This is a genomic window from Anabaena sp. WA102, assembly GCF_001277295.1.
Classification (GTDB): Bacteria; Cyanobacteriota; Cyanobacteriia; order Cyanobacteriales; family Nostocaceae; genus Dolichospermum; species Dolichospermum heterosporum.
Genome location: NZ_CP011456.1, coordinates 248,412 through 264,201, shown reverse-complemented (window position 1 = coordinate 264,201; position 15,790 = coordinate 248,412). Strand labels below are relative to the sequence as shown.

The 15,790-nt window shown below is 37.8% G+C and carries 13 protein-coding genes; 6 read left to right on the top strand and 7 right to left on the bottom strand.

Annotated elements, in window-relative coordinates:
- Positions 1-36: 36 nt before the first annotated feature.
- Entirely contained in the window at positions 37-630 is a 594-nt protein-coding gene (locus tag AA650_RS01015; RefSeq protein WP_053537616.1) for a hypothetical protein, read from the top strand.
- 153 nt (positions 631-783) lie between these two features.
- On the top strand, positions 784-3,237 hold the full coding sequence (locus tag AA650_RS01010; RefSeq protein WP_081424102.1) for a CHAT domain-containing protein: 2,454 nt from the start codon (positions 784-786) through the stop codon (positions 3,235-3,237).
- Between the two features lie 60 nt (positions 3,238-3,297).
- Here AA650_RS01010 and AA650_RS01005 read toward each other — a convergent pair whose 3' ends face one another.
- From AA650_RS01005 to AA650_RS00990, 4 genes are all read right to left on the bottom strand, one after another.
- The gene (locus tag AA650_RS01005) at positions 3,298-3,699 is read right to left on the bottom strand and encodes a hypothetical protein (protein ID WP_053537614.1); all 402 of its coding nucleotides are present in this window, start codon (positions 3,697-3,699) and stop codon (positions 3,298-3,300) included.
- A gap of 171 nt (positions 3,700-3,870) precedes the next feature.
- On the bottom strand, positions 3,871-4,995 hold the full coding sequence (gene recF / locus AA650_RS01000) for a DNA replication/repair protein RecF (protein WP_053537613.1): 1,125 nt from the start codon (positions 4,993-4,995) through the stop codon (positions 3,871-3,873).
- A 115-nt stretch (positions 4,996-5,110) separates the two neighbouring features.
- A complete protein-coding gene (locus AA650_RS00995) occupies positions 5,111-5,545 on the bottom strand; it encodes a hypothetical protein (protein ID WP_053537612.1) in 435 nt (144 codons plus the stop codon).
- Between the two features lie 182 nt (positions 5,546-5,727).
- Complete coding sequence (locus tag AA650_RS00990; protein ID WP_053537611.1) at positions 5,728-8,598, bottom strand: cation-translocating P-type ATPase; 2,871 nt, start codon at positions 8,596-8,598, stop codon at positions 5,728-5,730.
- 185 nt (positions 8,599-8,783) lie between these two features.
- Here AA650_RS00990 and AA650_RS00985 point away from each other — a divergent pair, with 185 nt between their 5' ends.
- On the top strand, positions 8,784-10,466 hold the full coding sequence (locus AA650_RS00985) for a transglutaminase domain-containing protein (protein ID WP_053541149.1): 1,683 nt from the start codon (positions 8,784-8,786) through the stop codon (positions 10,464-10,466).
- A gap of 104 nt (positions 10,467-10,570) precedes the next feature.
- Here the strand turns inward: AA650_RS00985 and AA650_RS00980 are convergent, their stop codons facing one another.
- Positions 10,571-10,903 carry a hypothetical protein gene (locus AA650_RS00980; protein ID WP_199924357.1) on the bottom strand — a complete coding sequence of 111 codons (333 nt, stop codon included), beginning with the start codon at positions 10,901-10,903 and terminating at the stop codon, positions 10,571-10,573.
- Positions 10,904-11,099: 196 nt separating this feature from the next.
- Between AA650_RS00980 and AA650_RS00975 the strand changes: the two genes are divergently transcribed.
- Positions 11,100-11,351, top strand: coding sequence for a type II toxin-antitoxin system Phd/YefM family antitoxin (locus tag AA650_RS00975; protein ID WP_027403534.1), 252 nt, complete (start codon positions 11,100-11,102; stop codon positions 11,349-11,351).
- Positions 11,344-11,763 carry a putative toxin-antitoxin system toxin component, PIN family gene (locus AA650_RS00970; RefSeq protein WP_053537609.1) on the top strand — a complete coding sequence of 140 codons (420 nt, stop codon included), beginning with the start codon at positions 11,344-11,346 and terminating at the stop codon, positions 11,761-11,763. The genes AA650_RS00975 and AA650_RS00970 overlap by 8 nt, the downstream gene beginning before the upstream one ends.
- Before the next feature lie 143 nt (positions 11,764-11,906).
- Here the strand turns inward: AA650_RS00970 and AA650_RS00965 are convergent, their stop codons facing one another.
- Together AA650_RS00965 and AA650_RS00960 are read right to left on the bottom strand one after the other, a co-directional pair.
- Positions 11,907-12,764 (bottom strand): hypothetical protein, encoded by an 858-nt coding sequence (locus tag AA650_RS00965; protein WP_053537608.1) that lies wholly within the window; start codon positions 12,762-12,764, stop codon positions 11,907-11,909.
- Between the two features lie 57 nt (positions 12,765-12,821).
- Positions 12,822-14,714: a sensor histidine kinase gene (locus AA650_RS00960; protein ID WP_053537607.1), complete on the bottom strand. Its 1,893-nt coding sequence runs from the start codon at positions 14,712-14,714 to the stop codon at positions 12,822-12,824.
- Between the two features lie 344 nt (positions 14,715-15,058).
- On the opposite strand from AA650_RS00960, the gene AA650_RS00955 reads away from it, so the two are divergent.
- Positions 15,059-15,742: a RibD family protein gene (locus AA650_RS00955; protein ID WP_053537606.1), complete on the top strand. Its 684-nt coding sequence runs from the start codon at positions 15,059-15,061 to the stop codon at positions 15,740-15,742.
- Positions 15,743-15,790 lie beyond the last annotated feature (48 nt).

The window sequence follows — 15,790 nt, the reverse complement described above, 5'->3', positions numbered from 1 at the left end:
TACTTTAATTCTGTGTTAATACTCATCCATAACTATATGAAAGTTGTTCTCAAAACATTCTGTTTTGTATTGGTGTTGGCATTGGTGGGCATGACAGAAAACCTCAAACCAGTTACCGCCAATATACAATTAGCTCAAACTCCAGGAAAAGTAAAGAAAAAAGTTAATAATTCGCCCATACCCTTAGCATTACCAATAAAAGCCGATATCAAGCTGAAAAATGGCGATTCTATGACTGCTAGAGTTACAGGATTTGACTCCAAAGGGAAAAAAATTGAGTTTTCCTATGGTAAAACTTCTAAATCATTACCTGTTACCCAAGTACAACAGGTAGTTTTTAGGAAAGATAAAGACTCTTTAGTTTATACTGCTACGGGTAGTCTGGTGATTCGAGGTGAGGATAACAGCAAAGCTACACAAAGCGAATGGTCCAATCTTCCTCTTCAGGCTTTTGAGTTGGTGGACTCCCGACGAGGACAAGCTAAGGTGGATTTAGCAACTGTTAAAAAACCTCAAGAATTGTCTCAAATTCAATCTGTAGCTGTGAAGAGTTTATATATAGCGGATGAGATTCAGTTTAGTTCTACCGGTAAAATGACCATTAAGGTAACACCTGCGGATAAGAAGTAGGGGCAAACCCCCCGTGGTTGCCCCAAATGTTACGGGCAAACCCCCCGTGGTTTTCCATGCAAATATCCTGTGGTTGCGTGAATGGGGGTAGGGGTAGGCACGGGGGCGCTACCCCTACATTAAATTAAATCTCAATTTTTTAGATAAATAAATATGATGAAAAATAAACAATATAGACTGCTATCAGGGCTAAAACATCCTTACCTTGTTTTTGGCATTGGTATTTTATTGTGCTGTGGGGTATGTCTTGACTCTACCCGTGTTTTGGCCAAGGATGATTTAGGAAAAATTGCCCAATCATCAACAGCAACAAGGGATAATGCAAAACAACTTTTGAATGAGGCAATAAAATTTTATAACCAAGGAACAGCAAAGTCATTGCAACAGGCAATTAAGAAGGCGGAAGAAGCATTATCACTATATGATTCACTAAATGATAAAGAAAGTTACTCTTTTGTACTCTTTGCCATCGGTCGTGTCTACTCCGATTTGGGAGAAAACCAAACAGCACTGGATTATTACGAAAAAGTTCAGCCCTTATTTCATCAATTAGGTGAGCGCGGTGCAGAAGCTAACACCCTAAATAATATCGGTACTATCTACCATAATTTAGGACAAACAAAAAAGGCACTGTACTATTACGAAAAAGCTCTACCTTTGCATCCTGCCTTAAACAACTATCAGGAAACTACCCTAAATGCTGACACCTTAGCTGATGCCGTGAGAAAGCGCGGTGGAAAAGCTGCCACCCTGAATAATATCGGTCTTGTCTACCTTGTCTACGATGCTTTAGGAGAAAAGCAAAAGGCACTGGAATATTTCAACCAAGCCCTACCAATACTTAGGGCTGTAGGCGATCGCAGTGGGGAAGCAACCAATCTGAATAATATCGGTCATGTCTACTTTTATTTAGGAGAAAAGCAAAAAGCACTGGACTATTTCAACCAAGCCCTATCAATACGTCCGGCTGTACGCGATCGCCTTGGGGAAGCAACCACCCTGAATAATATCGGTCATGTCTACTTTTATTTAGGAGAAAAGCAAAAAGCGCTGGACTATTTCAACCAAGCTCTAACTTTAATTAAGGAAGTAGGCTATCGGAGTGGAGAAGCTACGATCCTCAAGAATATCGGTATTCTTTATCGAGATATAAGGCGACCTATTGAAGCTATTAAAAATCTAGAAAAATCTGTTGATATTATCCTCCAACTTCGTAGCAGTCTTATTAGAGAAAATCGCAAAACATTTTTAGATAGTCAATCAGATACAGCAGTTAGCCTTGTTAATTTGCTGATAGATCAAAAACAACCAGAAAAAGCTTTTGCATGGGTCAATTTAGCCACTGTTGCCGATTTAGCTGATTATTCTCGCCTGGTTAATGCCCAAGTTGCTAACCCAAAAGCACAAGCAGCAATTAAGCAATGGAATCAAGAAAACCAGGAACTAGAAAATCTGCGAAAACAGTTATCACAACAATTTTCACCTGAATTATCTCAACAGGTTAATACATTACAAGAACAACTTAATCAAGAAGCGGAAAATATTAGAAACCGTTTTGTAGAAGTTGCAGATTTATTTGAAACCAAACCTGAAGATATTCTCCAACTGCAAGCCAATATTACCCCAGGTACAACGGTTATTCAACCTGTGCTATTAGATAAGAATATTGCTTTATTTATGCTTACAAAAGATAAAGTTAAAGTAATAAAATTTCCTTTGGATAACCAAAAATTTGATAGTTTATTAACCAATACCTACACCTCATTAACTAATCGCTTTAGCACTAATTACCGGAATAGTTCACAACCGCTTTATGATTTGTTAATTCGTCCCATTGAAAGAGAAATTGCAGCTACCAAACCTAAACAAATCAGCATTATTGCCACTGGTAAACTGCGGTATATTCCTTTTGAAGTATTACATGACGGTAATGAATATCTAATTGAGAAATATCCTATTAGTTACCTCACTCGTCTTTCTAGTCGTTCCCTACAAACAAAACCATCAACATCTAATCAAAAAATCCTCGCTTTTGGTAATCCTATTCCTCAGCCTCCTTTAGCACTAAATGGCGCAGAGGATGAAGTCAAAAGCATTATTTCTATTTTTCCAGATAGCCAAATTTTTATTAACAATCAAGCAACATTGGCAAATTTTAAAAATCAAATTCCTCGCTTTTCTTTACTGCACTTAGCGACTCATGGCTGTTTTCAAAAAGGTGGTTGTTCTCAATTAAAATTAAAAGAAAATACTTTGTTGTTTGCAGATGAAAGCTTTAATATTCAGGATGCTGCTGTATTAGGATTGAAAAATGTAGATTTAATTACTTTAAGTGGTTGTCAAACAGCTTTAAAAGCCGATTCTAATGGTACAGAAATTTCTGGACTGGCTTATTTATTTGAACGTGCGGGTAGCAAAGCTGTAATAGCCAGTTTGTGGAGTGCAGCAGACGAAGAAACTAAAGAAATTATGGTGGAATTTTACCAAAATCTAAAAAAAGGCATGAGAAAAGATGAAGCATTACGTCAAGCAAAATTAAGTCAAATTAAAAATAATGTTCATCCTTATTTCTGGTCGCCATTTGTGTTAATTGGTGATGGGAGATAACGGTACAAACTCATATAAAATTAGTATCAGTTATTAGTTGTTATTGGTAATTAATAAACTTTAAAACAAAGCTAGGGCTTTGACAAAAATTTCTTCTTCTGGTCTGGTTTGGAGAATTGATTTTACTAAGTTAATAAATTCTTCATCTGAGTCATGATCATTTTTAAGAGTTTTACTAGCTGCATAAAAACTAACATCATCAATACTTAATTCATTGGTAATGCCAGTTTTAAAGAGAGGTTTATTGCTAGACCAGGATAGTGACTTTCCTCGTAACGTAAATTGAAACCAAGTTATTTCATGATTATTTAATTCAAAGAAGATATCAAAATAAGGTTCTCCTCCTTGAAACCAAATTCTAATTGTACCTTTTTGTGGACTTTGTTTCAGTATGTTTGGTGCAATAGCTCTTAATGATGCACCTAAAGATATAATTTCATTTTCGGTGAGAATGTAATTCATAGTTGAGGAAGAAGGAGTCAGGAGTCAGGAGTCAGAAAGAAGGAGTCAGGATAAAGAAGGAAGAAGGAGTCAGGATAAAGAAAGAAGGAGTCAGGATAAAGAAGGAAGAAGGATAAAGAAGAAAAATTACCACTGACAACTGACAACTGACAACTGACAACTGACAACTGACTAATTACCATTTTCTAATATTTTCCCAGCATTTACATATAAAATCTGGGAAGATTTCAACCATTGAGAGTCAAAAGCACTCAAATGAGTGGTAGTAATCAAGGTTTGAAATCGGTCTTGAATAGCATCAAGTAATTGATTTTGGCGAGATGGATCTAATTCGGCTAAAACATCATCTAATAGTAGTAATGGCGGTTCATTAATAACTTCTTCAATTAATTGTAATTCTGCTAACTTTAAAGCTAAAACTAATGTTCTTTGTTGACCTTGAGAACCATATTGACGGGCGGGAGTTTGATTAATAATTAGTTCTATTTCATCACGGTGTGGTCCGACTAAGGTTATTCCTCGATGTGATTCTGCAACTGCTCTTTGTTGAAGTTTAGCAAAAAAGGCTGCTTGTAATTCTTGAGGAGAGTTTTTTTCTAGGGGAACATTGGCAGCATAATTGATTTGCAGAATTTCGGATGCTCCACTAATACTAGCGTGCCATGCAGAAGCTATGGGAGCTAGTCTTTGAATAGCTCTATCTCTTCTCATAATTACCCTTGTACCAGCAGTTACTAATTGTGCATCCCAGATGGCTAATTCTGATTGTAGAGATTTTTCTGGTGTATTTATATAAAGTTTTAAAAAGGCATTGCGTTGGCGTAAAACTTGGTGATATTGGTGCAAAATGTGGGCATAAACTGGTTCTAATTGAATTAAGAGCGTATCTAACCAGTTACGACGACCTTCTGGACTACCACGCACCAATTCTAAATCTAAACTAGAAAACTCTACTGCATTGAGAACACCGAGAAAGTCCATTTGTCTGGGGACTATTTGCCCATTTATGGCGACGGTGCGACGCGCTTGACGACGGAAGGTGAGAGTTAAATCGCTATGGCTATGAATCCGGTCTAGGGTGGCATGAATTTGGGCTGTAGATTCACCTTCCTTAATTAAATCACGATCGCGTGTCATCCGGTGCGATCGCAATGTTGCCAATAACTCCACAGCCTCTAACAAGTTCGATTTTCCTTGAGCATTATTACCTACCAAAATTGTTTTAGCAGCGGTAAATTCAACTTTTTGGTTTTGGTAATTCCGAAATTGTTTGAGGTGTAAAGTTTTTAAGTACATAATAGCTGAAGAGTCAAGATCCCCGACTTCTATAATAAGTTATCTTTGAGATGAGAAAATTGTTTTCAGAAGTCGGGGATATTTTGGGAATTTTTCGGGAGATGAGAAATTTTTTTTAAGATCCTGTTACCAAACTTACTTGGTATTTTTTAGAATCGCTTTTCATACATATAAAGTCATTTAATGGGTCGTATGTATCAAAATTCCTGAGATTTTCCTCTTTGTTTACATCATTCTCCAAATATGCTAGGGCTAATGTGGAAGTAACATAAATATTTCCATGTTGTTTGAAAGCTTGGACTAATTCAGATTCGGGAGGATAGTCTTTTAATAAATGTTCAGCGAGATATCCTGTGACAATTATGCCTTTCAAACCCGTTTCTTTGTACCCTTCCTTAGCGATCATCAACGATATACTATCACCATCGAGATGAGCTAAATTATCGTAATCCTCAAAAAACGGGCAAAAAACTTTCAGGAGATTTTTGACAGGATTTTTAACTTTCCCGTAGTTGGGATCTTGCTGTTTTCTGCGTTTGGATTCACCCATGATATCTATCTCCTAATTAATTCTAGAATTGTCCCTGCACCCAAAGGGTTTTCTTATCTCGTCGAAGTTGATTTTTAGATACATATTGATGACTAATTGGTAATAAATATCAGAATCAGGATAAAAAAATACAAAGATAATGAAATGAAATCCTGTAAATCCTGATTCTGACAATTTACCAATTAAACACTTTTTTTGCCCATCAAGCGGAAGAATATCTTCTCACCTTCAATCCAGACAAACATTAAAGCACTAAAACCGATACAAATTGCTAATTCTTCTAAACTCAGTGCATGAGTACCAAAGAAACTTTGCAGGGGTGGAACATAAATTAACATCAATTGCAAAATCGTGGTGACAATGACTGACCCCAATACAAAGGGATTAGAAAAGGGATTCATTTCGATGGTAAGTCTATTATTAGAACGAATGGCGATCGCATGACCCATTTGCGCTAAACATAATGAAGTAAATACCATTGTCTTCCAAGTATCTTCATGTCCTTGATACCCGGCTGCATGAGAATGATGGTAAGCCCATTCCATGAGGATAATTGTAATCACAGCGAAAACAATCCCAATGCGAATCATGTAAGAACCTAAACCCCTAGCAAAAATGCTTTCACGGGGACTAAAGGGGGGACGTTCCATAACATCAGGTTCTGGTGGTTCTACAGCTAATGCTAAAGCTGGTAAACCGTCTGTTACCAAATTCATCCAGAGAATTTGCAAAGGACTCAAGGGAACACCCCCTAATCCCAACAATGGCGCAGCCGCAATGGTGAGAACTTCCCCAATATTACTACCCAAGATGTATTTAATAAAGCGGCGAATATTGGTATAAACAACTCTACCTTCCTTCGTGGCAGCAACTATGGTGGCGAAGTTATCATCTAGGAGGATCATGTCGCTGGCTTCTTTGCTCACATCTGTACCTGTGATGCCCATGGCAATGCCTATATCGGCTTGTTTGAGGGCGGGAGCGTCATTCACCCCATCGCCTGTCATTGCCACAAATCGCCCGCGACGTTGCAAAGCTTGGACAATTCTTAATTTATGTTCAGGGGAGACTCGCGCGTAAATACTCACTAAGTCAACCTGTGTTTCTAATTCTTGGTCACTGAGAAGTTGTAATTCCTTACCAGTGAGGACTCTATCACCTGCTTGGGCAATTCCCAAATCAATAGCGATCGCCTGAGCAGTTAATTGATGGTCGCCAGTAATCATAATCGGACGGATTCCCGCGTGGCGACATTCTTGCACAGCCGCCCTCACTTCTGGACGAGGCGCGTCTAGCATTCCCACCAACCCCAACCAGACCAAATCTACCTCAGATGTATCATGAGAACCATCTGGGGGAATTTCAGCCAAAGGTTTATAAGCAAAACCTAACACCCGCAAACCTTTACCCGCCATTTGGTCATTAGCTAGCAAAATTTGGCTGCGGTGTTCGTCATTGATAGGAATTGAGTGATTACCTAAATGGATTTTTGTACACCGTTCCAAAGTTAATTCTGGTGAACCCTTGGTGAACATCAGGTATTGTTCCGATTCCACAAAACCAGCAATGGCTGGGTCAATAGCGGTTAAAGAAGTATCACCAGTGGCTACAGCTTCTAGTTGACAAATCACACTCATGCGCTTCCGTTCCGAAGAAAAGGGAAATTCGGAGACACGAGGTAATTTACTACTCCATTGGTCTTGTTCAATTCCGGCTTTTCCTGCCAAGGTAACTAAAGCCCCTTCTGTGGGGTCGCCTAAAATTGCCCATACTCCTTGTTGTTGTTGCAAAACAGCATCATTACAAACAGCACAGGGAACAAGCAATGCGGAAATTTCCGGGACTTCATCTAAACTGGTTTTTTCACCATTTAATTGAAAATCGCCAATGGGAGTATAACCTTCTCCAGTGACGCGAAAGGTAGAATTATTGGTGTACACCGACTGTACCACCATTTTATTTTGAGTTAGAGTTCCGGTTTTATCAGAACAAATAGTAGTTACAGAACCAAGAGTCTCTACGGCTGGGAGTTTGCGAATTAAAGCGTGATGCTTGACCATACGCTGAGTTCCCAAAGCCAGAGTCACAGTGATTACCGCAGGTAAACCTTCAGGAACTACCGCCACCGCCATACTTAAAGAAACTTCCACTAATTCTTGTAAATTCTTCCAACCTATTCCTTTAGTTAGATCATGAATAAGTCCACCACCAACTACTATGGCTACAAGAATCAAAGAACCACTGACGAGAACATTACCCAATTGGGTCATGCGTTGCTGTAAAGGCGTAGGTTCACCGTCCACAGATTGCAACATGGCGGCAATTTTGCCTAGTTCTGTTCGCATTCCGGTGTGAGTTACCAGTACCTTCGCCCGACCTTGGACAACTTCCGTACCTTGAAAAACTGAATTGAGGCGATCGCCTAATGGTGCATCTTCTGGTAGTGTAAGTATGGCTTGCTTATTGACAGCTTCGGCTTCACCTGTAAGAGCCGATTCTCGCACTTGCAAATTAGACTGTTCTATTAAGCGACCATCCGCAGCTATTTGTACACCCGCTTCCAGCAGCATCACATCCCCCGGTACTAGCTCCTTAGCCGCCACATCCCCCAGTTTACCGTCACGCAGGACTCGCACTGAGGGAGAAGACAGTTTTTTCAAGGCTGCTAGAGCTTTTTCGGCCCGGCTTTCTTGCACATAGCCCAAAATACCATTGAGGATAACTATAGCCATAATGGCAATTGTGTCTTTAAATGGCACTTCACCGGGTTTTAATGTCCCCCCAGTCAAAGCCACTAAATCCAAAAAGCCAGAAATAAGGGCAACGGCAATCAGCATCAATAACATGATATTGGTAAACTGATCTAGCAGAATTTGCCAAGGACTACGACCTCCATTTTCTTCGAGTTCATTGAGTCCATACTTCTGACGACGCTGTTCAACTTCTTGGGAGGTTAAGCCGCTGTTTGCGTCACTATCAAGCATTTCTAAAGCTTTTTCAACTTCCAAACCATGCCAGAGGTGGGTAGATTCAGGTAAAGAATGAGCAGACATCGTGTAGGTTACAGGAAATGGTTACAAAACTCGATCATAATTTAGTGATGTCCGAAAATGTGGAATTGGTTAATTGTCAGTTGTCAGTTGTCAGTTGCAAAAGAATATTTCTCTCCCCTGCTCCCTCTTGCCTTTTCCCTCTTGCCTCTTGCTTCTTCCCTAATAAATAATAATTCATGATTAATATGCTCAATGATATAAGTTTTCCACTACCCAGTTTGACGGTGAACCAGATGTTTGGGCAAAAAATAATCAGACCAGTTACTGCTGCTACTCTCTACGGTATTGCTTCCATTAAAGATAGACTTATTGCTATTGATACGGTTAAAGGTCATTTATTAGAAATTGACCCCCTTACCGATAACAGCAAAATTATCAATCCCCACCAAGTCCGTGAATTTCAAGAAGTTACTGGTTTAGCTGTGTGGGAGGATGATCTGTGGGTGACTCGTGGGAACAGTGTCTATTTATGTAAATTGGCATCTTTAGGGTTAGAGCATTTTGTGACTTTACCCTATCCTGCTGATGGTGTTGCCGTTTGGGACTCTACCGTTTATGTTAGTTGCCAAAGACTTGGCTATATTTTGATTTTTGACCGTGATACCCGCAAGGAAATCACTAGATTCTATGCCCCTGGTGTCGGTATCCAAAATTTAGCAGTTAGTAAAGAAACTTTGTGGGTATGCGATCGCACTGAACAAACAGTTTACTCTATGGATAGGGCAACTGGAGAAATCCGTTTCAGTGTTCTCACCCCTTTTGATTCTCCTACAGGTATCGCCGTTTACGGACAGGATGAAACAGGCAAAGATCGTATTTATGTGGCCTACTCCAGCGAAGAACCTTATATTCGGGATAATCCCAACGCTGACCCTTGTTTTGAATTAACCTACCGCGATCGCACATTTATTCATTCTCTACAATATCATTACCAAGAGGATAAACGCTACGCCCTCTCTAATGGCTATCTGATAGAAATGTCTTATGTTGAAGAAATTTCCCCCCTTGATGAAATTTATTTAGCCGATATAGAATGGCGCATAGCCCTACCCTCAGAAACCCAACGGCAAAAAGTCCGACAAGTTGAACCCATTGGTTTACCATTCACAGAAGAAATCATTGACGGACAAAGAGTAGCCGTTTTTAAATTTGATGCCCTTGCCCCCGGTGAACGGCACATATTTGGCTGGAAGGCATTAGTAGAAGTACGCGGAATTAAACATCGCATCACCCCTAAAGATGTCGAAGATGTTCCAGAACTGTCACCAGAATTAAAAACCCGCTATCTGGTAGATGATGACGACCTAGCAATGGATACAGATATTGTTATCCGTGCAGCCCGCACAGCCGTTGGTACAGAAACTAATCTGTTACGGAAAATGTACAGTATCCGTAACTATGTCTATGATCAATTGTCCTATGCCATTAAACCCCATATTGACTCACCCGATATTGCCTTAGAACGAGGTACTGGTTCTTGTGGAGAATATGTAGGTGTATTACTAGCACTTTGTCGCCTTAATGGTATTCCTTGTCGTACAGTTGGCAGATATAAATGTCCAGTCTATGCTGAACACCAGGGCGTTCCTCTCCAACCCGATTTTAATCATGTTTGGTTAGAATTCTATATTCCGGGGATTGGTTGGTTGCCAATGGAATCTAATCCTGATGATCTCGAAGAAGGTGGACCATATCCTACACGATTCTTTATGGGCTTATGCTGGTATCATATCGAAATTGGTAAAGGTATCACTTTTGAAACCTTAACCAGAGATGGAATTCGCTTAACGAAAGAAGAGGTTTCCCTGGGTGACTTAGCTATTAACCATATTCGCTTCACGATTCTGAAGGAATTACCACCTTTTTAATTTTTGATTGAGGAACGAAACCCAACGTAAAATGTATAAATGTTGGGTTTCCTTGCGTCTGATTCCGCTTCAGAATGAGTTCTGATAGACTTTGACACTAATTCTTACTCATTCTTTTCTTTTGCTGCTATTAGGGCTTTCAATGCCTCTTGGTAATCCTTTATAATAGTTCGGTCAGGTGATTCAACAAATATGTTAACTATTTTTTGATCTCCATTATATTCAACTTCACGTTTCAATACAGTTGCTGTAAAAGAAAATTCTTGATTTCCTAAGTAGGTCTCAGTTTGTATCCCAACTCTTTTTGTAATTTTGAATGAATCACCCACTTGATGACCTGGATCTATGCTTGGTTCTTCAAGAATTAGTCCACCTGGTCGTTCTAGTGGCTCAAGATTTAGAAGTAATTGCACTCTATATATAGTTTGAGTAGACACTTTGTCTCCTTGGAAAAGTATTAGATAGTTCAAGTATTACATAGTCATATTTAAGTTCAATCATAGATTTAAGTAGTAAAAACCGAATATAGTATATGTGTATATCCGCAGTTGTTTAGATACCTTTCATGAATTAAAGAGGTAGCTAGAGTCAAATAACCAAGTTAAGTTATGATAAAGAGAAAGGAGGTATATTATGATTTACCTGTCTGCTACGGAAGCAAAACAAAATTTTACAGAATTTTTAGATAAAGCTCAAAAAGAACCAATAACCATTCAACGTCAGGAACAAGATTTAGTTGTAGTGCTATCTGTCTTAGAGTATCAAAGATTAACTAAATTACTAAAAAATGAGTTTCAGGGATTTTGTGATCAAGTTGGTAAAAATGCCGAAGTAAAAGGTATGACAGAAGAAAAGCTCAAGGAAATTCTTGAAAGTGATGATTGAGCAAAGAATTGTTATTGACACTAATTGTTTTGTGAGTCGGTTACTAACTCCCAAATCTATTACTTCTCAAGCAGTTCGTTATGCTTTTGATTTCCATCAAATTCTTGTTTCTGCGGAAACACTTACAGAATTAGAAATGGTTCTCTCTAGGAAAAAATTTAATAATTATGTCAGTTTGGAAGAGCGGCAAAAGTTTATTTTATATCTAAAAAATCTGGCTGAGATAGTTGATATTACCAATCATGTACAAGTTTGTCGAGATCCAAAAGACGATAAATTTCTCTCACTTGCTATTGTCGGTAATGCCAATATTATTATTACCGGAGATGAAGATTTATTAGTGCTTAAATGCTATCAAAACATTCCTATTTTATCACCAAAGGATTTTTTATCACAAGCGGATCAAAGTTAAAAATAACGGTTCTATCGCTCCCTTGTGGAAGAGAATATTAATTTAATTTTTGTAGGTTGGGTTGACGTATGTTACCCAACATTGTTCAAAATCATTAAAATTGTTTTTGGGTTGCGCTGTTGCTTAACCCAACCTACGATTTTCTATTCTACATTTACCCAAAAATCTGCGGTTTTGATTTGTCCATTGCGATTAAATTGCATCCACATTTTATATGTTCCTGGTTTGGGAAATTTAGTATGAAATTCAACCTTTCCGTCAGCAGGATCTTTCATTGCGTGTGCATGGATATAATCAGATGCAGTGAGGGGAGACGAACTTTTGATGATTACTAAATGTCCTTTTTCTCCTAAATATGGCTGTAAATCTTTAATTGGTTGATTTTTATTGTCTTTTAAATCAAAGGTTAAACTAATTTCTTCACCCGCTTTAATTTTTGGTTGAGATATATTAAAATTAATTTTGGTATCTGAGATAGTTTTAGTCTTGCTGAACTTTTCTAAATTTTTTGGTAAGGGAACTGAACCGGGAATTGTGATATTCATTAATGAGACATTTTCCTTATTTCCAGCAGGTTTATAATCACTAAAAAGTGTATAATTACCTGATTCTGGAAAATTTGCAGTCACTTCAAAGCGACCATTTTCTTTATATTCGGGATGAATATGAGCAAAAGATCGTAAATCATCACTAATAATAATTAAGTGCATGATTTTTTCCTGGAAAATGTCAAACTTATTAACAGGTTTACCAGACACATCTTGAATATCAATAACTAAGTTAATCGGTTGATTTGGTGATAAACTTTTCGGAGCAGTTAATTTAACCTTAGTAGTTATTTGTGAATTATCCCCATGATTCATATTTCCCATAGAATGTCCCTCATGATTCATCATCATACTAGGTGAAACCTGTGTTTCCGTAGACTTAGTATTTGATGAACAACCAGGAGTTAGTAATAAAGCTGTCACCACAAAAATACCTGAAAAAAGTCGCTTCATTTTAGGAAGGTTGTAATTTGAAATTCATCGTTTGCCGAACATTTCCGAGAGCCAGAATTAACTCCTAACTCCATTTTTGACCACATCTTTTTTGTCTGGATTAGGTAATAAAGCCAGATCAATCAAAGGTAATTTAATAATTACTGTTGTTCCTTGGTTTAACCCCAAACTCTCTAAGGTGATTTTACCACCCATGAGTTCAATTAAATTCCGAGAAATTGCTAAACCCAATCCAGTTCCTTCAAACTTGCGCGTAGTTGTACCGTCAACCATGACAAAAGGACGGAATAGTTTACCTTGTTCTCCTGGGTCAATACCAATTCCTGTATCTTTTATGAAAACTAAAACATAATGCTGATGCTGATAAATATTTGTGGTAATTTGAATACTCCCTTCATCAGTGAATTTAGTGGCATTACCAATAATATTAATTAGCACTTGTTTAAGTTTAATGGCATCAGATTTTATAGGAATAGGTTTATCACCTATATTACAAATTAATTGCAGTCCCTTATGTTGGACATTAACTGATTGTAAGTTAATTACCTCTAATAATAATTGTCGTAAATCCAGCGGTACTGTAGTTACGGAAAGTTTACCAGCTTCTATTTTAGAAATATCTAGTAAATCATTAATTATCTTTAATAAATGAATTGCTGTATCATCAGCTTTTTTGAGAAATTCTAATTCTTCTTCTCTACTGTCGCATAAATCATCACGGACTAACCGTACACAATTAATAATAATATTCAAGGGATTTCTTAACTCATGGGAAGTTGTGGCTAAAAATTGGCTTTTTATTTGGTTAGCTGATTTAGCTTCTTTCCAAGCAATTTCTAATTCTTCCGCCCAATCTTTGAGTCTTTCTACCATTTGATCTAATGCTTGTGCTAATTGGTTAAACTCCCGAATCTTGAAGTTGCGTGGAATGGGTTGTGCTGCGTGGTGACTATGAAGATTAACAGCATAGTCGCGGAGTTCTTCAACAGGACCGGCTAAATAAGGAACTAAATAAAATGATGCTAATAAACTTGCACCAATTAAACCAACTGTTAAAACAATCAGAATTAGTTTAATTTCTTCTAAACCAAATAGGGCATTTTCTACACTTGTAACTGCTAGGACAATCCATCTTTGTGATGGTCTTGTGGTGATAGGTTTAGTAGTAGCTGTAAAACCTGTAACTAGTTCCTCTCCTTCAACAAAGGATAAATTACTAGAATTATTACTTCCACCTAAAGCATTTTTAACTATGGCTTGTATTCTTTCCACATCGGCATAATTTTTAATATTAGTACCGATTCTTTCTGGCAATGGGTGGGCTAAAACTCTACCATCTTCAGCAATGACTACTAAAAGACCCGTCAATGAGCCTGGATGATTGGGATTTTGTTGATACAATGTAGTTTTAATGCTTAATCGGTAAGCTAAATTACCACGTTGATTAGCAATAGGAATTGATAAAAATAACTGGAGTTGATTTTGTTTGTCTCTTTTACCAGTTTTTCCAGATTGAGATGGTAATATGAATTGAATATCAACATCATCACTGGTGGCAGATAAGCCAGGTGGGGTAATTTCTTGAATACCACAACTACTAGCTATTATTTCACCTTTTTTAATGTGGGTGAATTGGAGACAATTAATTTTGGTTGGCAGTTGTTTGTGTAGCTGTTTAAGAAATTGTTCAATTTGGAAAGGTGAACCAGATTTAATTACTTGTGTCTGACTGGCTGTAATTAAATCGGAGCGCAAGGCGGCAATATCATCACTAATTTTTTCTCGTTTGTTAACCGCACTTTCTGTTAAATTTTGTCGGGCAGTATTTAACAGACTAGAACGGGCTTTATTGAGGGCAACCATTTCTCCTACTAATAAAACTGGGACAAATACCAGTAGTATTCTTGTTACTAAAATTTGTCGAAATGACGATTGACGAGATTTAGCCATTGTTTGTCTCACTTCGCATCTTTAAACGACAATTACAAAGATATGAAATTACACTAACCAAAGGAGACATTTTATTAGTTGATGATAAGTTTACTATTAGTTTAAATTTCTTATGGAAATAAGAGATAACAGGTAAGAATTAAAAAATTAAAAAATTAAAAAATTAAAAAATTAACTAATTCTTACTCTCGTTTAAGGACAAACATAATATAACAAAATTCATAAAATGTAGATTAAATAGTGAGTGCTGTTGCATATTAATGGTATAAAAGTTATCAATCTTGTCTTATTGTGATAAATTGTGAGAAAATATATCTACCAAGCAGAAATATCAGAGCAATGCAATGATGCAACATCGTCCTCATACCACAGTAGTTTTAGCCATGAGTGCCGATGGCAAAATAGCAGATTTTAGGCGATCGCCTGCTCGATTTGGCTCAATGGCTGATAAAATACACCTGGGGAAACAAATTGCTGCATCTGATGCCGTTTTATTTGGTGCTGGTACTCTTCGTGCCTACGGTACAACAATGACCATTACAGACGCAATACTCTTGCAACAAAGAAAAATAGCGAATCAGCACCCCCAGCCAGTTCATATAGTGATTTCCCGTTCAGGCAACCTGAATCCGGACATTAAATTTTTTCAACAACCGGTGAGACGATGGTTACTCACAACCTCTCTGGGTGCTTATTTTTGGCAAGAAAGATCAGAGTTTGAAGAAGTTTTAGTCTTTGAAACTCCTAGCCAAGAAATTGACATTTTGGCGGCTTTAGAATATTTCACAAGTTTACAAATTACCCGTTTAGCTATTTTGGGAGGAGGACAATTAGTAGCATCTTTCCTAGAATCTAATTTAATTGATGAAATCTGGTTAACTATTTGTCCACTGATTTTAGGTGGTAATATTGCGCCTTCACCTGTTGAGGGGACAGGATTTTTATCTGATCTTGCTCCTAAGTTACAATTATTAGAAGTATCCACCGTAGAGCAGGAAGTATTTTTACACTATAGAATAATCCCGTAGGGGCGCTGGGCCTGCGCCCAGACCAGAAATGTGGTGCGCCCAAGCATG